This window comes from Paenibacillus sp. BAC0078 (genome assembly GCF_054483875.1).
The window spans coordinates 91,096-117,859 of the sequence record NZ_JBTLRW010000016.1; the positions used below are offsets into that span (position 1 = coordinate 91,096).

The following is a 26,764-nucleotide window of genomic DNA, read 5'->3' on the forward strand; positions in this document are numbered from 1 at the left end:
CACTCCAACAACGGCACTTCTGCCGTTATTTCAGCTCGTCCGGCCCAATCTCACTCCAACAACGGCACTTCTGCCGTTATTTCAGCTCGTCCGGCCCAATCTCACTCCAACAACCGCATTTCTGCCGTTATTTCAGCTCATCCGGCCCAATCTCACTCCAACAACGGCACTTCTGCCGTTATTTCAGCTCACCTCGCCTAATCTCGCGGTTCCGCTCGTTTTCCTTGGTCATATTGGATGATAGTAGATAATTAATTCCCACGCAGGTAGAATGAAAGGGAAGTGTCATATTCTGGAGTGTATTAGGAGGATTTTCATTGATCGAGATAGAGCAGGCTGAACTGGTGCTTGACGCAAAGGCAGTGCTTGGCGAAGGCGCCCATTGGGACCCGGAGGCGGACAGACTACATTGGGTCAATATTGAGGGCAAGGAGCTGCGGACTTATGATGTGAAGACGCGCGGCGAGAGGATCTATGCCTTCGACCAAATGGTCAGCGCAGCCGTTCCGGCCACTGGCGGAGGCTGGGTATTGGCGCTGCAGGACGGGATTTACCGGTACAAGGAGGATCAGCCGCTGGAATTGCTGTCGGCGGTAGAGACCGGCCTTCCCGGCAACCGGCTGAATGACGCCAAATGCGACAGCAGAGGCAGATTGTGGTTCGGCACGATGAGCATGGAAGGCAAAAAGGATGCGGGAAGCCTGTATGTGATGGAGCCTGAAGGAGAAGTGCGGCAGGTGCTATCCGGCATAGGCATCTCCAACGGGATGGCCTGGGATGACAGCCGTGGATTGATGTACTACATAGATACGCTGACCCGGCGTGTGGATGTGCTGGATTATGATCTCCATAACGGCACGGTAAGCGGACGCCGGGCAGCCGTTCATTTCCCGCAAGGGGCAGGCGGACCGGACGGAATGACCATTGACAGCGAAGGCATGATCTGGGTGGCTCACTGGAATGGCGGCTGTGTCTCGCGCTGGAATCCGCATACCGGAGAGCAAATCGGAAAGATCAAGGTTCCGGCAAATCTTGTAACCTCCTGCGCCTTCGGCGGCCACAATCTGGATGAGCTGTACATTACCACGGCACGCAGCGGCATGAGCCAGGAGGAGCTGCAGCGCTGGCCGCTGGCAGGCGGACTGTTCAAGGCTAACCCGGGAATCAAGGGAGTAAGGGCTAATCTGTTCGCGGGCTGAGACTAATAGCGGAGAGGGGAAGTGCGGAATGCGTCTTTTGAACTTTTGGGAATCAGGAGAATTGCGGTTAGGCGTAAAAAGAGACGAGGGCATATTGGATGTGGCAGCAGCGGTAAGCGCCATGACGGCAGAAGCGGCAGCGGCTCCGCCCGTAACGCTGAGAGAAGTGCTGGATGGAGGGGAAGAGGCGCTGTGCCGCCTGCGTGATTTCGTGGACCGCCTGCCCCTGAGCGGGGAGGGGGCGATGTCCTTTTACAGAAAAGAAAAGCTGCTGGAATTCGCTCCTTGCGTGGCCGATCCCGGCAAAATCATCTGCATCGGGCTGAATTACCGCAGGCATGCTGAAGAGACGGGAATGCCGCTGCCGGAATACCCGATTCTGTTCAGCAAGTTCGCGAACGCTCTGGCAGGTCACGGAGCCGAAGTGCCGCTTCCGCGCTCCACACAGAAGGTGGATTATGAAGCGGAGCTGGGCATTGTCATTGGCCGGACAGTCAAGAACGTCAGTGAGGAAGAGGCGCTGGATGCGGTGTTCGGCTATTTTGCCGCCAATGATCTGTCCGCCAGGGATCTGCAGACGCGCACCAGCCAGTGGCTTGCAGGCAAATCCTGCGACCGGTTTGCGCCGATTGGTCCTTATGTGGTGTCCAAGGATGAGGTGGGCGATCCCGGCCTGCTGAATATCCAGTGTTCGGTGAACGGGGAAGTGCGGCAGCAATCCAATACCGCGGATATGATTTTTGACTGCAGGCAGATTGTCAGCTACATCTCCCATTGCATGACGCTGTCGCCGGGCGACATTATCCTTACCGGGACTCCCGAGGGTGTTGTAATGGGGTATCCGCCGGAGAAGCAGATTTATCTGCAGCCCGGTGACGAGGTTACTGTGGAGATCGAGAAGCTGGGATGTTTAACGAATAAGATGGCTGCTGAGTAAGCGAAAAAAAGAAGGAGCTGTTCATTTGCAGAAATCTGCGGATGAGCGGCTCCTTTTCTTTTTTCGAACGCGAAAATGGTCCGCTGGCCTGTGAAAATGGTCCGAAGCTGTCTTACGACTCTCACAGAAGGGCAATCTGTCCTCCCTCCCGCCGGCAGAGCTTTTTCCCTTAGAATGAAAGCGCAAACGAAAATCTGGATAGAGGAGATTTTATATGGGGGTACCTTCTGGCGAGCTGCTTCGCGGTGTGGAACCGGTCCGTCCATCCCGCAGGAAGCTGCAGAACAAACATAAGCTGTTTCTCATGGCGCTTCCGTTCCTTGTTGTGACCTTTATTTTCTACTATTTGCCGATCAGCGGGTGGATTTATGCCTTCTATGATTTCATCCCGGGCATTCCGCTGTCGGAGACGCCGTATGTCGGGCTGAAGTGGTTCAAGACCATTGTCGCCAATCCGACGCAGACTGAGGAAGTATTGCGGGTGTTGAAAAATACAGTGGCGATGAGCTCGCTTGGGCTGATTACCTCAATCTTCCCCGTGATTTTCGCGATATTGCTGACAGAAATCCGGGCAGGCTGGTACCGCAAAATGGTGCAGACGCTGACGACGATTCCGAATTTTATCAGCTGGATTCTGGTGTATGCGCTGGCATTTTCGCTGTTCTCCGTAGACAACGGGGTAGTGAGCAATTTTTTGGTGCAGCTGGGCATTGTGGATGAAGGCTTCAATTTCCTCGCCTCCAGCTCGCATATCTGGATAACGATGATTGCCTGGTATTGGTGGAAGTCGCTGGGCTGGGGAGCGATTCTCTATCTGGCGGCGATTGCGGGGATTGATCAGGAGCTGTACGAAGCGGCAGAGGTGGACGGGGCGAGCCGGTTCCGCAAAATCTGGCATATCACCGTTCCGGGCATCATCCCGACCTTCTTCGTCCTTCTGCTGCTCTCCATCGGCAACTTTGTCAATAACGGCATGGAGCAGTACTTTGCCTTCCAGAACGCAATGAACAAGGATGCGATTGAGGTGCTGGATTTATATGTGTACAATATCGCATTTGCCAACAATTTTCCGTTCGCCACGGCGGTCAGCATGCTGAAGTCGGTCGTTAGTGTCCTTCTGCTGTTCGGGGCCAACACGCTGTCCAAGGTTGTGCGCGATGAGTCTATCATTTAAAGGCGGTGATTCCAGTTGCGTAAAAAGCTAAAAACCCGCGATGTCCTATTCCAGGGAATCATCTATGTGCTCTTTGGGATATTTACCTTAAGCTGTATCTACCCATTCTATTATCTGTTCATCAATACAATCAGCTCGAACGATCTCAGTGCGGCGGGGTATATCAAGTTCTATCCGCAGCAGATTCACTTTGACAACTATTCCAAGGTGCTGCGGATCAGCGGGCTTAGCCACGCGGCGCTGGTGTCGGTCTACCGGACTGTGGTCGGCACACTCCTGACGGTTGGCGCATCCGCATTTCTTGGCTATCTGTTCACCAAAAAAGAGATGTGGGGCCGGCAGATCTGGTACCGCAGCATTGTGGTTACGATGTATTTCAGCGCGGGGCTGATTCCCTGGTACATTACGATGCACAACCTGCATCTGACCAACAACTATCTGGCGTATATTTTGCCGACGATTATTACTCCATTCAATATCATTCTGGTCAAAACCTTCGTTGAGGCCATTCCGCCCTCACTGGAGGAATCGGCGGCGATCGACGGGGCGGGTTATTTGCGGTCATTCTGGAGCATCATCGTGCCGCTTACAACTCCGATCCTGGCGACGATTACGATTTTCTCGGCAGTCAATCAGTGGAACTCGTTCGTGGATACGGCGTTCCTGATGACAGACACCAAATATTTTACGCTGCAATTCCTGCTCTGGCGGTATTTGAACGAGTCCAGCTCGCTGGCGGCACTTATCCGCAGTTCCCCGGACATGGCGGCCAGCGTGCAGAACATGCAGACGCCGACTTCAGTTCGTATGACGGTGACGATGATCGTCGTGCTGCCGATTCTGATTGTGTATCCGTTTTTCCAGCGTTTTTTTGTCAAGGGTATTATGATCGGTGCAGTCAAAGGCTGACCGGTCCGTAACGCAGATGCTTACCAAAACTTAAGCATATGCTTTCGAAGCGAGTTTTGCGAAGTGATTCAAGGAGATTAAGCTTAACAAAACTTAAGCGTATGCTTTCGAAGAGAGTTTTGTACGAAGTGAATTCAGGAAGCAGATGCTTACAAAACTTTTAGGGGGTATGAAGCAATGAGGTTCAGACAAATGTCGCTCATTCTGCTAACGGCAATCATGGTGTTTGTGCTGGCAGCGTGCGGCGGAGGGAACGGAAATTCAGGCAAAGCAAATACGGCGGAGAGCACGGATAAGCCTGCGGCTGAGGCAACAAATAAAGCGGCTGAGACCACGGCGCCAAGCGATGGGGCGCTCGACCATTCCAAACCGCTGAAGCTGACGGTATTCTCAACCACGGCCAACTACGCAGGTCCGCAAACCGGCTGGTTCGCCAAGATCATCAAAGACAAGTTCAACATTGAGCTGGATATCGTCGCCTCCAACCTGACCGGTGGTGACACGAAAATTTCGGCAATGATGGCCTCCGGCGACCTCGGCGATATTATCGTCTTCGGCGATGATAAGAACCACTATCCGAATGCGATCAAGGGCAACCTGCTGCTGGACTGGACCAAGGATGGCCTATTGGATAAATACGGCACTGATATTACGAAGCAGTTCCCGAAAGCAATAGAGAAGGCAAAGGTTGCTTTTGGCGGCGGCAGTGCGATATATGGCATCGGAAACAGCGTGGCTACTAACCCGTCCGGACCGTCCGAAGGCAAGGATATGACTTGGGGACCGGACCTGCGCTGGGACTTGTACCAGCAAATTGGAGCGCCGGAAATCAGCAAGATCGAGGAATATCTGCCGGTGCTGAAGAAGATGCAGGAGCTGGAGCCGAAAAATGAGCAGGGCAAGAAAACCTATGCCTTCTCGCTCTGGTCCGACTGGGACGGCAACTATAAAATGACGCTGGCGAAGCAGTTCGCCAACATGATGGGCTATGACGAAATTCCCGACACTGCGCTGTACGTCAAAGCAGATGAAGAGAAATACTATGACTTCCTCTCCGAGGATAGCTGGTATATGAAATCGCTGAAGCTGTACTTTGAGGCCAATCAAATGGGCCTGCTTGATCCCGACTCGCTGACACAGAAGTTCGACGATGTGGTCGCCAAATACAAGGATGGCCGGCTGCTCTTCTCCTGGTTCCCGTGGCTGGGCGCTGCCAACTACAACACACCGGAAAGAACGGCCGCAGGTAAAGGTTTTGCACTTGTGCCATTCAAGGATGAGCTGATGTACTCCACAGGCTTCAATGTCTACGGCGGTAACGGTATTATCGCTATCGGCGCGAAGGCCAAGGACCCGGCGCGGATTATGGAGTTCATCAACTGGATGTACACCCCGGAAGGCGCGATGATCTCGGCGGGCAGCGGAACGGCGGTTCCGAACGGACCGAAGGGGCTGACCTGGGATATTGACAGCAGTGGCAAGCCGGTGGTGACTGATTTTGGCTGGAAAGCGTATGCTGATCAGCAGAACACCAAGATTCCTGACGAATACGGCGGCGGCGATTACTACTACGGCTCGAATCAGATGAACTTCTCCTTTGTTGTTCCGGCGATGGTGAATCCGCAGACGAATGAACCGTTTGACCACAATTTGTGGAAAACCTCACTGGAACGCAACCCGTCGAAGCTCGACAGCGACTGGAGAGCAAAGATGGGCGTGCTGACTCCGAAGGAATATTTTGAGAAAAATAATCTGCTCGCCGTTGCACCTCAGGGCTTTACAGGCAAAGAGCCGCTGACGATGGACAAAACACTGGAGCAAAAAAATAAACAAATCGGTACGGTCATCCAGCAGATTTCATGGAAAATGGTCTTTGCCAAAGATCAGACTGAATTCGATAAGCTGAACAAAGAAATGCATGACAAGGTGAACGGCCTCGGCTATGGCGAAGTGATGGACTTCTCGGTCAAGAAAGCGGAAGAGCTGTTTGAAGCCCGCAAAAGTGTGAAATAAGCGGGTCTGAGGGACAGGAGCAAGGCAGGGCGGTGGATTATGCTGCTCTGCCTTATTCTGTTCGTTTAAGGTCAAATCTGGTATTCTAGGATCAGTGAATGAAACGCTTTCAATAGAAGAGAAGAGGGAGCTGCGGATGTTGAGAAGGAAGGCGGGAAGGCATGCTCCGGCAGTCAAATCGCTGCGGACAACTCTGGTGATGTACCTGCTGGTCGGTACAATGCTGCCGCTGCTAATTGTCGGCATTGTATCCTATACCTCGATTTATTCCGTGCTTTCCGGCAAAATCGGAAGCGGCATCAGCGCGAGCCTGCGGCAGGAGGCGCTCAGCCTGGAGAACGCTATCGACAACCTTGATTTCGCTTCCAAGCAGTTCGCGCTGGATGGTCAGATCGTGCAGGAAATGTCCTCCTTTCTGGAGGAGAAGCAAATCTACCGTAAATCGCAGATCATGAATTCGATTAACCAGAAGATCAATCTGGTCAATTTCACCAACCCCTACATTGGCTTGACCGCCTATATCATGCCGGGCAGTGATGATCCGGTGCTGTTCACCAATATGAGCACACGGCGGGGTTTTGAAATCAGCAAGCTCCCTTCCTTCATGCATTATAACGGGGCTGATTACTACGGGCCGCACCAAACGATGTACGCGGTCGGCGATAATGTTGTCTTCTCCGAGCAGCGGATTGTCCGGGTGAACGGCCAGCATAAGCTATACATTTATCTGGAGACGAACTATAGTCTGCTGCGCAAAATTTTTAACCAGCAGGCCTACGGGATGCAGGTGAATCATCTGCTGGTCAATCAGAGCGGCAGCCTGACCCAGACGATTGACGGTGAATTGCCTCAGCGCATTATTGCGGCGGCCGGCAAGAACCTGGGTACGGCGCATGAGGAGCTTGACGGCTACCATCTGTTCCGTTACGAAAGCCCGCAGGGCTGGAAGCTGGTCGCCGTGGTTAAGAAATCGGTATTCAACAGCGAGATCTATACCTGGTTCTACAAAATGATCCTGCTCGCCCTCGCCACGCTGCTCTTTGCCGGATTTCTGGCCTGGCTGATCTGGAAGCGGATCTACGGCCCGCTGCGCAAGGTGAATCTGGAGATTATCCGCATGGCGGAGAATGTAACGGTTCCCGTGACATACACCAATGTGGAGGAGTTCGACTTTGTACTGAGCAACTTCCAGCAGATGAAGGATCAGGTCAATGAGCTGCTTCTGGCCGTAGCCCGCAATGAGAAGCAGAAAAGCCAGTTCGAGATCGAAAAGCTGCTCAGCCAGATCAATCCCCATTTTCTGCATAACACGCTGAATACGGTGCAGTGGCTTGCCCGGCTCAACGGGCAGAAGGAAATCGACAAGCTGGTCACACTGCTGGTGAAGGTGCTGCACTACAATCTCGGCAAGATGAGCATTATTGTCACCATTGGCGAGGAGATTGAAGCGATCCGCAATTACATGGAGCTGCAGCGCATCCGATATGACTACGAGTTCGAGTTCAATGTACAGGCGGATGAGACAGTGCTGAGCGCTGCGGTTCCCCGTTTTTTGCTGCAGCCGCTGGTGGAGAATTCAATTTATCACGGCCTTAGCGACAACGGAAAAGTGGATGTCATTATTACGGCCCATAGCCCGGGAGAAGTACGGCTGTGCGTGAGGGACAACGGTACTGGCATGAATGAGGCCCAGATGGAGGAGCTTCTCGCGGATGGAGTAGTGGGCAAGCGGGGGCTGGGGATCGGCTTCTCCTACGTAAAGCGTATGCTGAGAACTTATTTCGGAGAGCAAATGTCGCTGCAAATTATGAGCGGAACAGATGAGGGAACAAGCGTAATCATAATCATACCCATCAAAAGCAAGGAGGACTTCGATGATTAGAGCTGTTGTGGTCGATGACGAACGCCTGGTGCGCAAAGGCTTCATCTCGCTAATTGATTGGGCGTCCTTCGGGGTGGTGATCGTTGGTGAAGCCGGGGACGGCAATGCCGCGCTGGCCCTGCTCCGCGAGCAGGAGGCTGATCTGCTGTTTGTGGATATTACAATGCCCGGCATGACCGGCTTTGAGCTGATCCGTCAGGTGCGCAGGCGTTTTCCCGCGATCCGCTGTGTCGTGCTGACCTGCCATCATGAATTTGATTACGTGCAGGAGGCGCTGCGGCTCGGGGCGGTTGATTATATTGTCAAAACGCTGCTGGAGGTTGAGAACGCAGACGAAACGATCCGCCGTCTGGTCGAACGGGTGAAGTGGGAGGACCGTGCCCGTGAATCGCTCGCGCGCGGAGAGGGTAAGGCGGTGGCTGCGGACAATGGATTGCTCTATCTTCCACTGGGGCATCATGGCAATGAAGAGGAGCTGTTCCGGCTTTCTATCGTGAAGAATAATCCACTGCTTGCGCTGAAGAACATGTGGCTCACCCCGCTGCCTGGGCGTTTTACGGAGGAAGAGGGCGGCCGGGAGCTCAAAAGCGTTCTTGGCGGACGCTGGACGGCGGCGCTGGTAAGCGGACTTAAGGACCGGCAGCTTCAGGAGGTAGAGGAGGTGCTTGGCAAAGCAGCGCACCATGCGCTCTTTTATTATGAGGGGACCGGGGAGCCGGCCAGGCTGGACTATGCTGAGCTCAAAAGGATAGCGGCAGAGGAGATTCTGCCCATAACCGGAGAAGATGCACTGGAGCATGCGCTGAATCTCCGGTGGGCGCTCGACCGGGAGGCTTGGGAGACCTTCATCGCTCATGTGCATCGGCAGCAGCCCGGGCATGAGAGGATTGCAGCATTTGGTTATGCGCTTTTGCACGGCTGGAACGGGCTGATTCTGAAGGCTGAAGAAACGGCGCAGCTGGAAGATTTGGCTGCAGGCAACCTGAGCTGGTCTCACTGGAAAAACTGGCTGCGGCAGTTCTCCGGTTGTGCGCAGCGGCGGATGCTTGAGCTGGGACTGAGCAAAGAGGTGATGTTCTGCCTGATCCGTGCGGTCCGCTATATGAGGAGCCATGCCGGAGACAAGATCAATCAGGGAGATGTAGCTGCCGAGATCAACATGAGCAGAGGGTATTTCAGCCAGTGTTTTGCCCGTTTTGCCGGTGAGACCTTTGGCGAGAGTCTGCGGGGCATGCGGCTGGAGTTGGCTAAATCGCTGCTGCTGGAGACCCATTATCCGGTATGCGAAATTGCCGGCAGATCCGGCTTTGAGGATGACCGTTATTTCAGCAGGCTGTTCCGGGAACGTGTAGGCAAGCTGCCGAGCGAATATCGTGCGGAGGGGATAGAGCGGTGAACAGAACGGTTAAATATGTTCTCCTCGCTGTGGCGCTCTTGTCTCTATCGGCCTGCCGCGGGGGCAGAGTGCCGGATGCGAAGGCAACGGGCGGGACAATTTCGGCGAATAGTGCAGACTCAGCCGCCTACGGCAAATATGACGAGTCGGTTGTGATGCGGATTGGCTTCAAGGTGCCGGATTCCCGCCTGAATACAGGAGACAGCAACGACAACAATCCGATCTCCCGTTATTTGGAGAGTCTGACGAATATCAAGGTTATTCATTCTTGGGAAGCGAAGGGCGAAGAGCCGTACACGCAAAAAGCACAGCTCGCGATTGACAGCAATGATCTGCCCGATGCGATGGTCGTTGACAGGGATCAATTAGCGAAGCTGATTGACAGCGATATGATTGCGGATCTGACCGAGACATACAAGCAGTACGGGTCCGAATTGATCAAGGATATGTATGATTCCACCCAAGGCGAAGCGCTGGGCGACGCAACCCGGAACGGCAAGCTGTACGGCCTGCCGAATGTGGCGATCAATGCGGATTCGCCTTCGCTGCTGTGGGTCCGGCAGGATTGGCTGGACCGGCTGGAGCTTCCGGCTCCGCATACCTTTGAGGATATTGAGCGGATCGCCAAGGCTTTCATTGAACGTGACCCGGACGGCAACGGCAAGCGTGATACGATTGGCCTCAGCGCGTACAAAAATATCGTGTACGGCACGAAACCCCATGTCAACGGACTGGATTCCGTGTTCAGCGCTTTTCATGCGTTTCCGACCAATTGGATCAAGGACAGCCAGGGCAATATTGTCTATGGCTCGATTACCCCGGAGACGAAGATGGCCTTGGCTAAGCTGGCCGATTGGTACAAGCGGGGGCTGATCGACCCGGATTTTGCCCTTTACAAAGAAACCCAGGAGCCGATTATCTCCGGCAAGTCAGGGATGTTCTTCGGTCCGTGGTGGATGCCCTTCTATCCGCTGTCGGAGGCGGTGGCTCTCGATACCAAGGCAGAATGGCGGGCATATGCCGCACCGCTTGATGCAGCGGGCAATTTTATAACACACATGGCTCCGGTCACGGACCGCTATCTGGTCGTGCGCAAAGGCTATGAGCATCCCGAAGCTGTGGTGAAGCTGCTGAATGTTTTTACCCGGCTGGAACGGAGAAGGGACCCTAATCAGGAGGCGGTCAAGCAGCTTGATGATTTCTCTGCGCAGACTGGCATTCAGCCCCGGGCCTATTACCCGTTCGACCTGCTGATTGATTATTCCGGCGCCATCGAGAAGCATTATTCGGATATGCAGCAGGCACTGCACGGCAAAATTGATCCGGGTGCTCTGGACCCGGACACAAAGCTGCTCTATAACCACTGGCTTACCGAAGAGGAGCAGCCCAAAAAAAATCTGGAGGGCTGGAAGGCAGCCAACGCCTATAAATACGGAGTCGCCGTGTTGTCTTCGACCGCCATTGAGAAAGTTCGTAGTGTCTTTTACGGGAGCACGCTGCATATGCAGCGGAATTGGTCTGAGCTGCAAACGCTCGAGAGCGAGACCTTCCTGAACATTATTGTCGGCGATTCACCGCTGAGCGATTTCGATCTCTTCGTAGCCAAGTGGAAGAGCATGGGCGGTGACATCATTACCAAGGAAGTTACGCAAATCGTGGAGAGCAAGAATGTGAATAAATAGGAAACAGGCCGGAGTCCCCGTGAATGAGGATTCCGGCCTGCTTTTGTCCATTTTGTTGTTCACAGTGTTGTTCCTTCCTCAAATTCCGGCGTTTCGTCCTCATTCCAGCCCTTGCAGACATCGACCCAGTCCTTGCTCCCCGAATACATTGCCAGCTCATCGCAGGTCAGCTCAATCGCGGAGTTAGTGCTTCCGCAGGCCGGGAAAAGCGTGGTGAACCGTTTCATCGACACATCCAGGTAGACCTCAAGCTCATGAGCCAGTCCAAAGGGGCAGACCCCGCCGATTTCGTGACTGGTCTGTTCCAGCACTTCTTCAGGAGTAAGCATTCTGGCCTTGAAGCCGAAGCGTTCCCTGAATTTCTTATTGTCAATCTTGGCATCCCCCGCGGCTACAACGAGAATGGCCTGTTCGTCCGCTCCCCGGAAGGAGAGGGTTTTGGCAATCCGGGCAGGAATAACACCGATAGTTGCAGCGGCCATCTCAACAGTAGCGCTGGAGGTGGCAAATTCACGCACATCCTGCGCTCTGCCTACACGGCGGAAGTGTTCTTTTACACTTGCAATTGACAAGATCATGACTCCTTTCTGAAAACACCTCATATTGCTTTACATTTTAACCTGTTTTTGAATATTCGGCAAAGAAAACATCCGGTGTAGGCGTCCCCTGAGCCAGCAATATTTAGTGGGAAATTGTTCACTTATTTGCTATCTAATCAGGTGAAATGTGACTTGAAGTGGAATTTCTCCCACTATTTTTACTATTTCTAGCCTTTAGTGGTCCTATTGAAAGATTTAGCGGGAGTTTTTCCATTTATTTCGGATAACAACGCTTGTAGCACGTTAATTAGTGATCCTTTTTCCACCTAATCCCATAGACAGTCTATATTCGCTACATGAAAACATATTTATGATCGATTACAGATTCGCGGAATTCCTGCTGATCTTTTGGAGCAGCATAATGAGAGTGTCCACTTCCTCTGGGGTTAGGCCGCTTGCAAGCTTGCGGTTTAGCTCATTCAGAATCTCTTGAAGGACCGGAGCGAACTCAATCGCTTTGGTTGTCGGATAGAGCAGGGAGGAACGGCGATCCTTGGGATCGGTTCGGCGCTCGACATAGCCCGATTGCTCAAGATGCTTCACGGCGCGGGCGGTAGTGGCCTTATCGAATTTCAACTCGGCTGTCATTTGATCCTGCGTAATGCCGGGCTGGTTCACGATCAGCTTGAGAAAGCTGTGCTGTCCGCCGCTGCCGATCCCGTAATCCATCAGTTCTTTGGTGAGGAATTTCTGGCTCTGCCGGGTTAGCTGGGAAAGCAGCTTGCCGATAGGTTCCTTGTTCGAGTTCAATATGCGCACCTCTTTGATTGATTATTTTCGTTCATTAGCCTTTCACCCAAAATACTACAGTAAAGTAGTTGCGCATGCAACTAGATTGTGATACACTGGGTTTGTTATTTTGTTGCGGGCGCAACTATATTTTTTCGGAAAATTTGATGTCAGAGGTGCTTGCGTATGAGTTCAATCAGTGCAACCTATCAGGAGGATGCGGCGATTCAGAAGAAGCGCTGGATCATTCTGATCGTACTTAATTTGTTCACCTTCATGTCTACGCTGGACGGCAGCATTGTAAATATTGCCCTGCCTGTGCTTGTGAAGGAGCTTCAGTTGCCGATAGCTCAGGTGGAGTGGGTAACGACAGGATACCTGATGGCGATCTGCTCCGTCATACTGTTCTTCGGAAAGCTGGGCGATATCGCCGGCAAGATCAGAATTTTCAAAATCGGCACGGTGATCTTCATCATTGGATCGCTGCTCTGCGGCCTGAGTGCGAATCTGCCATTCCTGATTGCTTCCCGGATCATTCAGGCTATCGGCGCCTCGATGACGATGGCTAACAGCCAGGGCATTGTTACGGATATTTTCCCGTCCACTGAACGGGGCAAGGCGCTTGGATTGATCGGAACCTTCGTATCACTCGGCAGTATTGCGGGGCCAAGCCTGGGCGGAATCATCGTCTCTACCTTGGGCTGGGAGTATATTTTCTGGGTCAATGTTCCAATCGGACTCATTGCCATTGCCCTTGGGTGGAAGGTGCTGCCGAAGGACCTGATCCATGTAAAATCCAAAATTGACGTTCCCGGCAGCCTGCTGTTTGCCGTTTTTATTGTTGCTTTGTTTGCCGGACTGCTGCTCGGACAACAGCTCGGATATGGAGACAGCCGGATTCTCTCGTCGCTGGTTGCTGCTGCCGCAGCTTTTATTGCTTTTATCATAGTGGAACTGCGCCGGACTCATCCGCTGCTCCAGTTGTCCCTGTTCAAGAATCCTTTGTTCTCGCTCAGCATCCTATGTGCATTTCTGGTCTTTGTGGCCAACTTCTGCTTCAATATCATTGCCCCGTTCTATGCGCAGAACATGCTGAATCTGTCGCCATTCTATGCAGGCTTTCTGCTGATGCTGTTCCCGATCTGTATGGTTATCATCGCTCCTCTGAGCGGGGCGTTGTCGGATAAAATCGGTTCCGAATTCCTTACCTTCGCCGGGCTGATCGTAATGGTCATCGCCCAATTCGGTCTGGCCCGCCTGCATGACGGCAGCCCGGTTGTGCTTGCAGGTGTGTGGATTGCCATGCTCGGGACCGGCAGCGGCTTGTTCATGTCGCCCAACAATTCGCTGATTATGTCCACTGTGCCGCGCACACAGCTTGGGTCGGCAGGCAGCGTCAATTCACTGGTCCGCAATGTCGGCATGGTGGTCGGCATCACCATCGCCACCTCAATTCTGTTCAATGTAATGAGCAGCAGGGCGGGCTACCGGGTAACCGGTCTGATCGCGGGCCGTCCGGATATTTTTCTCTCCGGGATGCATGCCGTGTTCCTGACTTCATCGGTTATTTGCCTGGTGTCGGCGCTGCTTACGGGCTGGCGGATGATCACTATTAAGAGAGCCAAAAGAGCAATAAAAGCATAGGGCTGTCACAAATCAGAACGCTATATTGTCTCCAGTATGTACACATATTATGGAGGCGATGAAAATGAGTTTACGGTTTAACTACAGAACGGCTAATGAACCAGCTTTTCGGGCAATGATGACACTAGAGCAGCATGCGGGCGGGCGTATCAAGGATAAGGTATTATATGAATTGGTGAAGATACGGGTCTCCCAGATCAACGGCTGTGCCTTCTGTCTTGATATGCATGCGAAGGATTTGCTGAAGCTGGGCGATTATGCCGATCATATCCTGCTGCTGAGCGTCTGGAGAGAGGTGCCGCTTTTTACGGAGCGGGAAAAAGCGCTGCTGGAGCTTGCAGAGACGGTTACTCTTATCAGTCAGGCGGGTGTGCCGCAAGCCTTGTATGACAAGGTTATGGAGCATTTCAGCCAGGAGGAGTTCGTGGACTGGATTATGGTGATCAACACCATCAATAGCTGGAATCGGATCGCGATATCGACAGGAATGTATCCGGGATGTTTTAACTAAAGGAGGTACGGGGGTGAAGGACCGGGACGGTGAGCTTGGAGCTGGAGCAGCTACGCAAGCGGTGGGAAATATGAGCCTGGAGGAGCTGTACCGCAGCTATTATAGGTACGCTTTTTCGATTGCCTATAGAATGCTGGGGGTGGTGGCTGATGCGGAGGATGCTGTGCAGGATTGTTTTGCTGAGCTGCAGCGGCGGGACCGCAGCGGAATTCTCAACATGAAGGCTTATGTAGCCAAGGGCATCACCAACCGCTGTCTGAACCTGCTCAGCTCGGCACGCAGCCGTAGAGAGACGTACATCGGAGAATGGCTGCCTGAGCCGGTGAGCGAGCCTTACGACGGGCCGGAAGCGGCGGCGGAACGGAAGGATACACTTTCCTACGCTTTTTTGGTGCTGCTGGAGCGGCTGTCGCCTGCCGAAAGAGCCGTGTTTGTGCTGAGAGAGGCCTTTCAGTATGAATATGATGCCATCGCGGAGATGGTTGGCAAGTCCGAGAGCAACTGCAGGCAGATTTACAGCCGGGCCAAGCGGACGATTCAGGCCAAGCAGCCATTGCCAGTGTCAGACGCACCGGGTTCCGGCACTTCCAGAGAGACGCTGCTGCGCCGGTTCACCGCAGCTTTTACCGCCTATGATGTCGGCGGAATGCTGAAGCTGCTCGCCGAGCAGCCAGTGCTTGTCGGTGACGGCGGCGGGCAGGAGGTACAAACGATCCTAAGACCAATGGTTGGACGCAAGGGTGTGCTGGCCTTGCTGACCTCGAAGCGGGTTCTGCGGAAGATGCGGGAGTGGGAGATTTCCTTCGGTATGATCAATGGAGAACAGAATCTCGTGTTCAAGCAGCAAGGGGAGATCAAGGCAGTGCTCTGCCTGACCGTGGACAAGAGCGGGGAACAGATTCAGGAGCTGTATCTTATGCTGGCCCCGGGCAAGCTTGGGCATGTTGCTGCGGGCGCCCCAGATTGAATTAGCCACAATTAGAAATCTGTAGACGGGCAGCGGCCGGAAGTCCAAACATTCCCCGCAGTCACGACCCAAAATGAAAATCTAAAGTTATAATAAAAGCGCCGCCCCCTGTTGCCCGGGAGCGGCGCTTTTGGCATTGTGCCAGTACACTATTGATCGCGTGTTAGTTCTTGAAGCTGTGGATCGGGGCGGGAATACGTCCGCCCCGGTTTACGAACCCTGCACAGTTGAACGGGTTCACGGCCATTACCGGCGCATAGCCGAGCAGTCCGCCGAACTCAACCATTTCGCCTACTTCCTTGCCGATGACCGGGATGACGCGAACCGCAGTCGTCTTGTTGTTCACCATGCCGATAGCGGCTTCGTCGGCGATGATGCCGGCGATGGTTTCTTTGCTGGTGCTGCCGGGAATGGCGATCATGTCAAGGCCGACCGAGCACACGCAGGTCATGGCTTCCAGCTTCTCCAGCGTTAGCGCACCGCGCTGCACAGCCTGGATCATGCCGTGGTCTTCACTGACCGGGATAAAAGCGCCGCTGAGTCCGCCGACATAGGAGGAGGCCATGACGCCGCCTTTTTTGACATTGTCATTAAGGATGGCGAGCGCGGCCGTAGTTCCCGGCGCCCCGGCTTCCTCCAGCCCCATCACCTGGAAAATCTCGGCGATGGAATCACCGATCAGCGGAGTTGGCGCAAGCGACAGGTCAATAATGCCAAAAGGCACGTTCAGCCGTTTGGAGGCTTCCTGGGCAACGAGCTGGCCGACGCGGGTAACCTTGAAGGCGGTCCGCTTGATCGTTTCGCAGAGCGTTTCGAAGTCCTGTCCTTTAACTTCCTCCAGCGCACGCTTGATTACGCCTGGTCCGCTGACACCAACGTTGATTACGCATTCGCGCTCACCAACCCCGTGAAAAGCGCCGGCCATAAACGGGTTGTCCTCAACTGCATTGCAGAAAACCACCAGCTTGGCGCAGCCGATGGAATCGCGTTCCTTGGTGCGCTCAGCCGTCTGGAGGATAATGTCGCCCATCAGCTTTACGGCATCCATGTTGATTCCGCTGCGCGAGGAGCCGACGTTGACGGAGGAGCAGACTCTTTCGGTAACAGCCAGCGCTTCCGGGATGCTGTCAATCAGAATCCGGTCACCCTTGGTGCAGCCCTTCTGCACAAGCGCTGAGAAGCCGCCGATGAAGTTAACGCCGACCTCTTTGGCTGCCTGGTCCAGTATTTCTGCAACCGGCACATAGGTATCGGTATGAACCGCTCCGGCAGCAATGGAGATCGGGGTCACCGAAATCCGTTTGTTGACAATCGGCACGCCGAATTGCCGTTCCAGATCTTCACCGGTTTTGACCAGCTTCTCGGCGGAACGGGTGATTTTGTCGTACACATTCTGGTTAAACACCCGCATATCTGTATGGGCGCAGTCCATCAGGCTGATTCCCATCGTAATGGTACGGACGTCCAGATTCATTTCCCGGATCATTTTATTCGTTTCCTGTACTTCCACAATTGAAATCATAGCTATGCTCCTTAAATTTTGTTGACAATGGCTTCTTTGCAGTAGTGTTCAGGCTGCTTAAATCCGGTGCATAATATTGAAAATATCCTCATGCTGGAGCTTGATCTCCACGCCGATCTCTTCCCCCACCTGCTGCAGGTCCTCAACAATTTCCTCAAAGGACTTGCTTGGCGCGGAAATATCGACAATCATCATCATGTTGAAATAATCCTGCACAATCGTCTGCGAAATATCCAGAATGTTGAGATTGTGGCCTGCGAGGTATGTGCAGACCTTTGCGATAATGCCTACCTTGTCTTTTCCCAGTACAGTAATAATCCCCTTCAATGAAAAAGCCTCCTATCTTGTGCTCTGTTCATCCGCCGCTTTAATGGAATGAACTGTTTCAATCATTATGGCAAAGGATTGCACACTCTACAACCAAAGTTTTTATGAATTATTGGATTAAGGAGTTCCCGGAAAGAAAGAGCAGAGATGAATGAGGGGGGGCTAGTGTGATAAGCTGGACTCTGAGAACGTCGTAATTCTAACTTTTGCCGAGTGTAGAGAGGGGAACCATTATGTTATTTTATTTGATTTCAGCACTGGTGATTATCGTGGACCAGGCTGCCAAGTGGATCGTTCGCTCCAACATGCAACTGGGGGAAACCGTTCCCTTCTGGAGCGGGCATCTTCAGTTTACTTATTATGAGAACAGCGGGGCAGCGTTCAGCTCCTTTCAGGGCTACGGGAAGTATTTTGCCATTGTGGCTGTGCTCTTCGTTGTTGCAATTTTCTATTACAGACGCAAGGGGGAGCTTCGCGGACCCGTGCTGGAAGCGGCCAGCGGTTTTCTGGTCGGAGGTGCGATTGGCAACGCCATTGACCGCGTAATCTACCATCAGGTCACCGATTTTCTCGTCTTCGGCAGCCGTGGCGGCATTCTGAATCTGGCCGATCTGGCGATCAATGCCGGAGGTCTGCTGATTGTGGTGCATCTGCTGATGAGACAGTTAAAGCGCGTAGCATTTAAAAGATAAAGACAAGGCTCACATCATCTCTCCATTTGCTGGATCCATTGTAGGATAACATCAATGGAGAGACCGATGTTGCCCACATGGCAATGGTTCTGAGCCTGCTCCTGGCGCGTGAATAAACGGGTGGTCAGTGACCGTACATGCGTAAGGGAGCTGCTCTGCTCGGAGAACTGAACAAGTGGGATATAGTGATCCTCCTGCCCCGCCAAAAGAAGAACATCCTGCATGAGGAGCGGCGAGATTTCTGACGTGTTGTAGAGTTGGGTCTGTTTCAGAAATCCGTACGGAGTATGACTTCCGGTCACATGCATCCCTTGCCGTATTCCCCAATTCAGCATTAAATTTTGATCCATCACCCGGAGAAAGAGTGAATTAATCTCATCTTCATTTTCACCAAGCAGAAGATCGTGGATTTTCTCCGCAAGAAGAGGCCCCGTCTGTTTTAACAGAACTTTATAAAAATCCGCACAAATATCATCGGCTATGGCCCGTTTGACCCTCTTCTCAAAAGCTGCAGCACGGAGCACCAGATATCCGCCCAGGGACAGTCCGATCAGCGAAACCTCATCCAGCTCAAAAAAGTCCAGCACCGCTTGTACCGGCTTCTCCCATTCATGAGTCAATGGCAGCTTCCAATCCTCCAGGGCGGCTCCTTGACCGGGGCCATCAAAACACACCACATCGTATCCCGCATCCTTTAACACGAGTGCCATCAGGAACAATTCCTCAATATAGCTGTCAAATCCGCCAAACATGACGATGCTGCCTTTTGCCGGAGCTTGGGGTGAGAAACGGTACGAAGAGAGGAAGCCTTGCTCATAGGGAATATCATAATGCTGGTTCGCTTGCACGTTATAGTGCGCTCTTGTCAAAGCAATAAATTGCTGGCGGGAGGCTTGCTTCAAGGCATGGTCTTCCGGCATGTAGAATTCAGCACCGCGCAGATAAAAAGCTGCCTTGAGCTTTTTTCCGGCTTCAGCCGCCTGCCCGCTCAGCTCCAGAAAAATCTCGATTAAATCCGCGTAGTTGTGGATACGGGAAGCCGCTGTGCGCATTTCCTCCAGCATCTCCGAATCGTTGGTCCAGCTATAAAAGCGGTTCATCTGAAAATTGATGCTGAAATCCTGATGGAGATCGTAATAAAAGCCTACCGGAAAATCGGATATTGTTCTTTGTCCCTCTGCCATACTTATATCGCCTGCTTTCTTAATTGGATACAACGAACTATACTTTTCCATGGGGAGAACGGCAATCATTGATATTTGGCTTTTTATTGGATATACATCAACCCCGCCTGACTGTGTGGAGAATCCGGGAGATAATAGACGGAGGGACGAAGGATGTCTAAAGAAACCGATTTGCGTGTATTGAAGACGAGAAAGCTGATCCGGGGTGCTCTGATTAGCTTAATCGCTGAAAAAGGGTTTGAGGCTGTCACAGTAAACGATATTGCCGGGCAAGCCCAAATTAACCGCTCCACCTTTTATCTGCATTACACTGATAAGTATGAACTGCTGAACACAACCGTTGATGAAGTGACGGGCAAGCTGATTTCACTGATTATTCCGGGGGCACATGTACAGGAGGGGCATTTGAACCAGGAAGGCTTGACCCGTGACATAGAAAAGATTCTGGCAACCATTGCAGAGGACGCGCTCTTTTATAAGGCGATGCTTGGCGGGCGTGGAATTCAGGACTTTCGCCTGAAGCTTGGCCGCTTGCTCGCTCAAAAGCTTGATCAAGGCTTCCAGGAGCAGCCCCTGATCTCAAAGGATATATTTATTGAGCTGTTATCATCGCTTTATTTAGGGGCCATTTCCTGGTGGCTGAATAACGATATGAAATATTCTCCTGCCTTTATGGCGGGGCAGTTGGTGGTGCTGCTGACCAGTGGGCCGGTGAATGTCTCCGGATTGGTTCCGGCTGAATGTTAACAAGGGAATTCACATCGTTCAACTATCATTTTATCTAATAGAAGTTATCATTAATTGTAATGAAGTCGGCTAAATCAGAGCTTTTTACTCTGATTTAAGCGGCTTTTGCGCATTTTATGGGATTATATTCTTATTAGCGTAATAATTGGGTGATGTCGGACTCGTTGCTCGTTTCTTATAATTGTGATAGCCTGATTCAAAGATGTTAAAAGGGAAGCAGATTTCATGCTGAGGAGAGGTCGATATTGTTGCAATTACAAGTTACGAACAGTCCTTTCAACGAGGAACAGATTGAGCTTCTGAACCGCCTTCTGCCGTCACTCACAGGCTCGCAGCGGATTTGGCTCGGCGGATATTTAGCCGCACTCTCATTGCAGGAGAGCACAGCCGGATCTGCCGCTTCAGTGTCTGCCCTTCCGTTAGTTGTCACAGGCACGGAAGGCTTGCCTGCAGCAGTGCAGCCGGCGGTATCCCGCGAAGTGACAGTGCTGTTCGGCTCCCAGACGGGCAACTGCCAGCGTCTCGCGTCCGGCCTGTCCCGCAAGCTGGAGGAGCAGGGCTTCCAGGTTACGACTATGGCGATGAACAGCTTCAAGCCAAACGCGCTGAAGAAGGTAGAGAATCTGCTGCTTCTGGTCAGCACCCACGGCGAAGGCGAGCCGCCGGATAATGCCCGTTCCTTTCACGAATTTCTGTATAGCAAAAGAGCGCCGCAGCTCGGTCACCTGCGCTTCTCCGTGCTGGCGCTTGGCGATACCTCCTATGAATTTTTCTGCCAGACCGGCAAGGACTTCGATCAGAAGCTGGAAGAGCTTGGCGGTCAGCGGCTTAGCCCGCGCGTAGATTGCGATCTTGATTACGATGAGCAGGTGGCAGAGTGGACTGGGCAGGTGCTCAGCGCCCTAAACGGGGCGCAGCATGCCCCGGGCATTGCTGGGCAGGCTGTACCGGCTGCCGGGCAAGCTGAGCTGCCGCAATCGGCATATTCACGGAATAACCCGTTTCATGCCGAGGTGCTGGAGAATTTGAATCTGAACGGCCGCGGCTCAGACCGGGAGACCCGCCATCTGGAGCTGTCGCTGGCAGGCTCCGATCTTACCTTTGAGCCGGGGGACGCCCTCGGTGTCTACCCGGAGAATCATCCCCGGCTGGTAGAGGAGATCATTGCCGCTATGGGCTGGAATCCCGATGAAGCCGTTCAACTGAACAAAAAAGGTGAAGAGGGCCCGCTGAAGGAAGCTCTGCTCCGCCATTATGAGATAACCGTCCTGACCAAGCCGCTGCTGGAGCAGGCGGCGAAGCTGTCTTCGTCCGCTGCCCTGCAAGAGCTGATGGGACCGGAGCGGCAACAGGACCTGAAGGAGTATATTCAAGGACGCGATCTGCTGGATTTGATCCAGGATTTCGCGCCGTGGAACGTTCCGGCCCGCAGCTTCGTAACGATTCTGCGCAAGCTGCCTGCAAGGCTGTATTCGATTGCCAGCAGCTATAAGGCTAATCCCGATGAGGTTCATTTCACCGTCCGCGCGGTTCGCTACCATTCGCATGGCCGTGAACGCTACGGAGTCTGCTCGGTTCACTGTGCGGAAAGAGTGCAGCCTGGAGACACTCTGCCGATCTATATCCAGAACAATCCGAATTTCAAGCTTCCGGCAGATCCCGCTGTGCCTGTAATTATGATCGGTCCGGGCACCGGAGTTGCGCCGTTCCGTTCCTTCCTGGAGGAGCGCGAAGAGCAGGGAGCGGATGGCAAAACATGGCTGTTCTACGGCGACCGCCATTTCGTGACCGACTTCCTCTATCAGACGGACTGGCAGCGGATGCTGAAGGACGGCGTGCTGAATAAGCTGGATGTCGCTTTCTCCCGGGATACCGAAGAGAAAGTATACGTGCAGCACCGTATTCTGGAGCACAGCCGCGAGCTTTACACCTGGTTGCAGGAAGGAGCCCATATTTATGTGTGTGGTGATGAGAAGCATATGGCCCATGATGTCCATTCCGCGCTGATCACTGTCATTCAAGAGGAGGGCGGCCTGAGTCCTGAAGCGGCTACCGCTTATCTCGACAGCCTGCAGCAGGAGCAGCGCTACCAGCGTGACGTATATTAATAAAAGTTCTATATAAGATGAACTTGAAAAAACATAAAGAGGGTAGAAGTACGGAGGGGAAGTTTGGAATTGGAGGAGCGGTAGCGTCCGCCTTTGTCTTCGAATTTCAACCGCTAAGAGCGGTATAAATTAAGAAATTTGAAGACGGGCAGCGGCCGGAAATCCAAACATTCCCCGCAGTACGACCAGACCCTAAAATGAGTTTATCTTATGTAACATATCAGAACATGCGGGAGGAGACGATCAATAGTGGCAAAATATGAATCAGTGGTGAAGCCCATCGGCGGCCCGCCTAGTGATGTTGAACATATCAAGCAGGAGAGCAACTATTTGCGCGGGGCGTTAGTCGAAACGCTGAGCAATCCGATCACCGGAGGCTTGCCCGAGGACGACAACCGGCTGCTCAAATTCCACGGCAGCTATATGCAGGATGACCGAGATCTGCGGAGTGAACGGGAACGCTCCAAGCTGGAGCCTGCCTATCAGTTCATGCTGCGTGTTGTGGCACCGGGGGGCGTCGCTACTCCGGCGCAGTGGCTGGTTATGGATGAGCTGGCCCATAAGTACGGCAACGGCACACTGCGGCTGACGACCAGACAGGCTTTTCAAATGCATGGCGTGCTCAAATGGAATCTGAAAAAGACGATCAAGACGATTAACGATACACTGATGACCACCCTGGCCGCCTGCGGCGATGTTAACCGCAATGTGATGAGCGGTCCAAATCCGTACCAGTCGGAGGTTCATGGCGAGGTGTATGAGTGGGCCCGCAGGCTTAGCGACCATTTGGCGCCGCGCACACCTGCCTACCATGAAATCTGGCTGGATGGTGAGAAGGTGGTGGACAGCAAAGAGGGGCTTGAGGTTGAACCGATCTATGGCCCGGTATATCTGCCGCGCAAATTCAAAATCGGCCTGGCTGTTCCTCCCTCTAACGATGTGGATGTTTTCTCCCAGGACCTGGGCTTTATCGCCATTCTGGAAGACGGTAAGCTGGCCGGGTTCAATGTTTCGGTCGGCGGCGGCATGGGCATGACCCACGGAGATACTAACACATATCCCCAGCTTGGCCGGGTGATTGGCTTCTGCCGGCCGGAGCAGGTCATTGATGTGGCGGAGAAGACCGTTACGATTCAGCGCGACTACGGCAACCGCTCTGTCCGCAAAAATGCCCGCTTTAAATACACTATTGACCGCCATGGCCTGGAATGGTTCAGCGGAGAGCTGCATCACCGGCTGGGCTGGGAGCTCGAACCGGCGCGCAGCTATCATTTTGACCACAACGGAGACCGTTACGGCTGGGTGAAGGGTGTGGACGGCAAATGGAACCTGACGCTGTATATCCAAAGCGGACGGATTCAGGACCGTGAAGGCAATCAGCTCATGACAGGCCTGCGGGAAATTGCCAAAATTCATGGTGGAGACTTCCGGCTGACCCCCAACCAGAATCTGATCATTGGCGGCGTAAGCAGTGCGAAGAAGCGCAAGGTCAATGAGCTTGCCAAGCAATACGGCCTGACCGATGGCGCACATCATACGGCTCTGCGGAGAAGCGCCATGTCCTGTGTGGCACTTCCAACCTGCGGGCTGGCTATGGCTGAGGCGGAGCGGTATCTTCCCCTGCTGCTGGATAAGCTGGAGCTGGTTATTGACGAAGCGGGTCTCCGCGATGAAGAGATTGTTATCCGCATGACCGGCTGTCCGAACGGCTGCGCCAGACCGGCGCTGGGTGAAATCTCCTTCATTGGCAAGGCTCCCGGCAGATATAATATGTATCTGGGCGCGGGCTTTAGCGGGGACAGATTAAATAAGCTGTACAAGGAAAACATTGATGAGAAGGAAATTCTGGAGACGCTCACGCCGATCATTCACCGCTATGCCAAAGAGCGTGAGGCGGGCGAGCATTTCGGGGACTTTGTGATCCGCAGCGGATATGTCAAGGCCGTTACCTCGGGAATCCATTTCCATGATTGATTAACTTAACGAATCTGTTCTTCCTGGCAGCAGGGCGGACAGATTCGTTATTTATTTTGGAGCAAGCAAGATTAAATTTGGATTTCCGGCGATTTTCTTACATAATATAAAGGAGAACCAAAAAACCATAACTAAGAGCCATTATAGTGAGTAATGCGTTCTGTACAGAAGAGGCGAAATGTATGATCATCATGAAAACGATGGAAGAGATCGAAAAAATGTGGGCAGCCGGCAAAATTCTTGCGGAATGCCACCGGCAAATCGCGCAAATGATTAAACCGGGAATCACTACCTGGGAGATTGACCAGTTTGCTGAGAAATTCATCCTTTCCCAAGGGGCAACCCCGGAGCAAAAAGGGTATCACGGTTACCCATACGCAACCTGCGCATCTGTGAATGATGTGATTTGTCATGGATTTCCGAAGCACGAGGAGCTGAAAGACGGGGATATCGTGACCATTGATATGGTCGTGAACCTGAATGGCTGGCTGGCAGATTCAGCCTGGTCCTATAGCGTCGGCACGATCAGCGAGCAGGCGGACAAATTGCTGAAGACAACCAAAGAGTCGCTCTTCAAAGGCATTGAACAGGCGGTGGCCGGCAACCGGATCGGTGATGTCGCCCATGCGGTGCAGGTCTATGCCGAGTCTAACGGCTTCTCGGTTGTCCGTGATTTCATCGGGCATGGTATCGGCTCCGAAATGCACGAAGCGCCGGAGGTGCCGCACTATGGACCGGCCGGCAAAGGACCGCGAATCAAGGAAGGCATGGTATTTACCATTGAGCCGATGCTGAACACCGGCAGCTACCGGACCAAGGTGGATGCAGACGGCTGGACAGCCCGGACCATTGACGGCGGCTTGTCGGCACAATATGAGCATACTTTGGCAATTACCCCGAACGGTACCATTATCCTGACTGAGCTGTAAACCGTATGAACAAATAACCCGCGTGTTCTCCTTCCATAGAAGGGGGATGCGCGGGTTTTGTCTTGCCATAACACAGCCGCTGCTGCAACTTTTTGTGACAAAGATCGAGTTTTTTTGCAATGTGTGTCGGAATTCACGGCTGGCTGCAGATAAAATGCATATAATGGTAAGGTTTAATGCTGAAGCAGAATAGAGGATTAAGAATGGTTACAGTTAAAAATTGCAAGAATTTGCTCAAGACTCCCAGTCCAGTACAGTGCATGGAGCATTATGGCTGCATTTATGAGAACAACCATCTGATCACTTTAATGGTAGACCCGGTGGACGGCCGCATCACCGATGCGAACCGGGCAGCTTGTGAATTCTACGGATACAGCCCGCGTATCTTCAGAAAACTTCATATAACCGATCTGCAGGCGGACAGCGAGGCTGGAACGGAAGGGTTCCTGAAGAGTGCAATGCCCGGTGGAGAAGGCGGAAAAAACCGCGTGTTTATGGACAGGCATCTTTTGGCCGGGGGGCAATTGATTGATGTGGAAATCCACACCGGTATGATGACTATGCTTGGAAGATCATGTATCTACACGGTTATCCATGATATCAGCGAGCGGGTCCGTTCGGAGCAAAGACTTCGGGAGAGCGAAGAGAGGTACAGGGATCTGGTTGAGCTGTGCCCTGAAGCCATTCTGGTGTACAGCGGCGGCACCATTCTGTTCGCCAACAAGCAAACGGAAAAAATGTTCGGCAAGAAGAAGAAGGAGCTGATCGGGCGCGGAATTGAGGCTTTTTTTAAAGAGGAATACATCAGCAGCGCCAAGGATAACAACCTGAAGACCTGGGGCACAACCTCCAAAGAAAGCTTTCGCATTGAACAGCGGTTCATCCGGCATGACAAACGTGTGTTTGATGTAGAAATCTCAGGTGTGCCGATTATGTATGAGGAAGAAAAGGCGCTGCAATTGGTGCTGAGAGATATCACGGAGAGCAAGAAGGAAGTGGAACGCGCGGTCAAGCTGCAGAATCACCGCCATTCCATTACGTTTCCGCTGGAGGACAAGGCAGAGCTGGACAAGCTGTATATCCCGGCCAGAACGCTCAGCGGCGATTTCTTTATTTTTCACAAAATAGATGAAGAGCGGGTAATCGGAATGATCGCCGATGTCACGGGGAAAGGCATTTCGGCTGCGCTGAGCATCTCCGCACTGCGGGTGCTGTTTCTGGACTGCCTCGCTGCAACGTTTGAACCTCTGCAGGTCTTGAAGGATCTGAATCAAAAGGCGCTGCAGCATCTGGGTGAGGATTATATTGCCGCCTGCTGCTTTCAGCTCGACTTCACGGCCGGGGTACTTAAAGCGGCAGGCGCAGGGATTAATGAGTTTTTGTATATCCCAAAGGATCAGGAGGCCGAGAGCATTACGGTCAAAGGCGCGCCGCTCGGAATGTTCGGCAACAGTGAATTTGAGGAAAAGACAGTAGCCTTTTATTCGGGCGACCGTTTTTGCTTCTATAGCGACGGGATGGAGCTTCTGTACGATAACGAAGAGCTGGGCCGTGACTATGTTTATCTGTCTGCGAAGCTTGCCGGCGCTAGTCTGCAGGATGATTGCACCTGGCTCAGCCTGAATATCAAATGAAGAAG

At 52.8% G+C, this 26,764-nt stretch carries 22 protein-coding genes; 17 read left to right on the forward strand and 5 right to left on the reverse strand.

Features of this window, described 5'->3' with window-relative positions; all coding sequences use genetic code 11:
• Nucleotides 1-317 precede the first annotated feature (317 nt).
• The 8 genes from ACX1DY_RS23975 (at nucleotide 318) to ACX1DY_RS24010 (ending at nucleotide 11,192) form a co-directional block, all read left to right on the forward strand.
• Nucleotides 318-1,199, forward strand: a complete 882-nt coding sequence (locus ACX1DY_RS23975) for an SMP-30/gluconolactonase/LRE family protein (protein ID WP_458966715.1) — start codon at nucleotides 318-320, stop codon at nucleotides 1,197-1,199.
• Between the two features lie 28 nt (nucleotides 1,200-1,227).
• Nucleotides 1,228-2,136 carry a fumarylacetoacetate hydrolase family protein gene (locus ACX1DY_RS23980; protein WP_458966716.1) on the forward strand — a complete coding sequence of 303 codons (909 nt, stop codon included), beginning with the start codon at nucleotides 1,228-1,230 and terminating at the stop codon, nucleotides 2,134-2,136.
• A gap of 214 nt (nucleotides 2,137-2,350) precedes the next feature.
• Complete coding sequence (locus ACX1DY_RS23985) at nucleotides 2,351-3,310, forward strand: ABC transporter permease (RefSeq protein WP_458966717.1); 960 nt, start codon at nucleotides 2,351-2,353, stop codon at nucleotides 3,308-3,310.
• 15 nt (nucleotides 3,311-3,325) lie between these two features.
• On the forward strand, nucleotides 3,326-4,219 hold the full coding sequence (locus tag ACX1DY_RS23990) for a carbohydrate ABC transporter permease (protein ID WP_458966718.1): 894 nt from the start codon (nucleotides 3,326-3,328) through the stop codon (nucleotides 4,217-4,219).
• Between the two features lie 177 nt (nucleotides 4,220-4,396).
• Nucleotides 4,397-6,232 (forward strand): type 2 periplasmic-binding domain-containing protein, encoded by a 1,836-nt coding sequence (locus ACX1DY_RS23995; RefSeq protein WP_458966719.1) that lies wholly within the window; start codon nucleotides 4,397-4,399, stop codon nucleotides 6,230-6,232.
• Nucleotides 6,233-6,368: 136 nt separating this feature from the next.
• Entirely contained in the window at nucleotides 6,369-8,114 is a 1,746-nt protein-coding gene (locus ACX1DY_RS24000) for a sensor histidine kinase (protein WP_458966720.1), read from the forward strand.
• A complete protein-coding gene (locus tag ACX1DY_RS24005) occupies nucleotides 8,107-9,510 on the forward strand; it encodes a response regulator (RefSeq protein ID WP_458966721.1) in 1,404 nt (467 codons plus the stop codon). Before ACX1DY_RS24000 ends, ACX1DY_RS24005 begins: the two co-directional genes overlap by 8 nt.
• Nucleotides 9,507-11,192: an extracellular solute-binding protein gene (locus ACX1DY_RS24010; protein WP_458966722.1), complete on the forward strand. Its 1,686-nt coding sequence runs from the start codon at nucleotides 9,507-9,509 to the stop codon at nucleotides 11,190-11,192. Before ACX1DY_RS24005 ends, ACX1DY_RS24010 begins: the two co-directional genes overlap by 4 nt.
• A 59-nt stretch (nucleotides 11,193-11,251) precedes the next feature.
• On the opposite strand, the gene ACX1DY_RS24015 is transcribed toward ACX1DY_RS24010, so the two are convergent.
• Both ACX1DY_RS24015 and ACX1DY_RS24020 read right to left on the reverse strand, forming a co-directional pair.
• Nucleotides 11,252-11,764, reverse strand: a complete 513-nt coding sequence (locus ACX1DY_RS24015) for a YbaK/EbsC family protein (protein WP_458966723.1) — start codon at nucleotides 11,762-11,764, stop codon at nucleotides 11,252-11,254.
• A 345-nt stretch (nucleotides 11,765-12,109) separates the two neighbouring features.
• On the reverse strand, nucleotides 12,110-12,541 hold the full coding sequence (locus ACX1DY_RS24020) for a MarR family winged helix-turn-helix transcriptional regulator (RefSeq protein WP_458966724.1): 432 nt from the start codon (nucleotides 12,539-12,541) through the stop codon (nucleotides 12,110-12,112).
• A gap of 165 nt (nucleotides 12,542-12,706) precedes the next feature.
• On the opposite strand from ACX1DY_RS24020, the gene ACX1DY_RS24025 reads away from it, so the two are divergent.
• The 3 genes from ACX1DY_RS24025 (at nucleotide 12,707) to ACX1DY_RS24035 (ending at nucleotide 15,642) form a co-directional block, all read left to right on the forward strand.
• Nucleotides 12,707-14,164, forward strand: a complete 1,458-nt coding sequence (locus tag ACX1DY_RS24025; RefSeq protein WP_458966725.1) for an MFS transporter — start codon at nucleotides 12,707-12,709, stop codon at nucleotides 14,162-14,164.
• Nucleotides 14,165-14,228: 64 nt separating this feature from the next.
• On the forward strand, nucleotides 14,229-14,675 hold the full coding sequence (locus ACX1DY_RS24030; RefSeq protein WP_458966726.1) for a carboxymuconolactone decarboxylase family protein: 447 nt from the start codon (nucleotides 14,229-14,231) through the stop codon (nucleotides 14,673-14,675).
• Nucleotides 14,676-14,688: 13 nt separating this feature from the next.
• The gene (locus ACX1DY_RS24035; RefSeq protein ID WP_458966727.1) at nucleotides 14,689-15,642 is read left to right on the forward strand and encodes a sigma-70 family RNA polymerase sigma factor; all 954 of its coding nucleotides are present in this window, start codon (nucleotides 14,689-14,691) and stop codon (nucleotides 15,640-15,642) included.
• 163 nt (nucleotides 15,643-15,805) lie between these two features.
• On the opposite strand, the gene ACX1DY_RS24040 is transcribed toward ACX1DY_RS24035, so the two are convergent.
• Nucleotides 15,806-17,161 (reverse strand): DUF711 family protein, encoded by a 1,356-nt coding sequence (locus ACX1DY_RS24040; protein ID WP_458966754.1) that lies wholly within the window; start codon nucleotides 17,159-17,161, stop codon nucleotides 15,806-15,808.
• 60 nt (nucleotides 17,162-17,221) lie between these two features.
• Nucleotides 17,222-17,491, reverse strand: coding sequence for an ACT domain-containing protein (locus tag ACX1DY_RS24045; protein ID WP_019910116.1), 270 nt, complete (start codon nucleotides 17,489-17,491; stop codon nucleotides 17,222-17,224).
• Between the two features lie 233 nt (nucleotides 17,492-17,724).
• Between ACX1DY_RS24045 and lspA the strand changes: the two genes are divergently transcribed.
• Entirely contained in the window at nucleotides 17,725-18,183 is a 459-nt protein-coding gene (gene lspA / locus ACX1DY_RS24050) for a signal peptidase II (RefSeq protein ID WP_458966728.1), read from the forward strand.
• 14 nt (nucleotides 18,184-18,197) lie between these two features.
• On the opposite strand, the gene ACX1DY_RS24055 is transcribed toward lspA, so the two are convergent.
• Nucleotides 18,198-19,367: an alpha/beta hydrolase gene (locus ACX1DY_RS24055; protein ID WP_458966729.1), complete on the reverse strand. Its 1,170-nt coding sequence runs from the start codon at nucleotides 19,365-19,367 to the stop codon at nucleotides 18,198-18,200.
• A gap of 153 nt (nucleotides 19,368-19,520) precedes the next feature.
• Between ACX1DY_RS24055 and ACX1DY_RS24060 the strand changes: the two genes are divergently transcribed.
• The 5 genes from ACX1DY_RS24060 to ACX1DY_RS24080 all read left to right on the forward strand — a co-directional run bounded on the left by ACX1DY_RS24060 (nucleotide 19,521) and on the right by ACX1DY_RS24080 (nucleotide 26,759).
• Nucleotides 19,521-20,114 carry a TetR/AcrR family transcriptional regulator gene (locus ACX1DY_RS24060; RefSeq protein ID WP_458966730.1) on the forward strand — a complete coding sequence of 198 codons (594 nt, stop codon included), beginning with the start codon at nucleotides 19,521-19,523 and terminating at the stop codon, nucleotides 20,112-20,114.
• Nucleotides 20,115-20,362: 248 nt separating this feature from the next.
• Nucleotides 20,363-22,222, forward strand: a complete 1,860-nt coding sequence (locus tag ACX1DY_RS24065; protein ID WP_458966755.1) for an assimilatory sulfite reductase (NADPH) flavoprotein subunit — start codon at nucleotides 20,363-20,365, stop codon at nucleotides 22,220-22,222.
• Nucleotides 22,223-22,471: 249 nt separating this feature from the next.
• Complete coding sequence (cysI, locus tag ACX1DY_RS24070) at nucleotides 22,472-24,196, forward strand: assimilatory sulfite reductase (NADPH) hemoprotein subunit (RefSeq protein WP_458966731.1); 1,725 nt, start codon at nucleotides 22,472-22,474, stop codon at nucleotides 24,194-24,196.
• Nucleotides 24,197-24,378: 182 nt separating this feature from the next.
• Nucleotides 24,379-25,125 (forward strand): type I methionyl aminopeptidase, encoded by a 747-nt coding sequence (gene map / locus ACX1DY_RS24075; protein WP_458966732.1) that lies wholly within the window; start codon nucleotides 24,379-24,381, stop codon nucleotides 25,123-25,125.
• A gap of 203 nt (nucleotides 25,126-25,328) precedes the next feature.
• Nucleotides 25,329-26,759 carry a SpoIIE family protein phosphatase gene (locus ACX1DY_RS24080; RefSeq protein WP_458966733.1) on the forward strand — a complete coding sequence of 477 codons (1,431 nt, stop codon included), beginning with the start codon at nucleotides 25,329-25,331 and terminating at the stop codon, nucleotides 26,757-26,759.
• The last annotated feature ends 5 nt before the right edge of the window (nucleotides 26,760-26,764 follow it).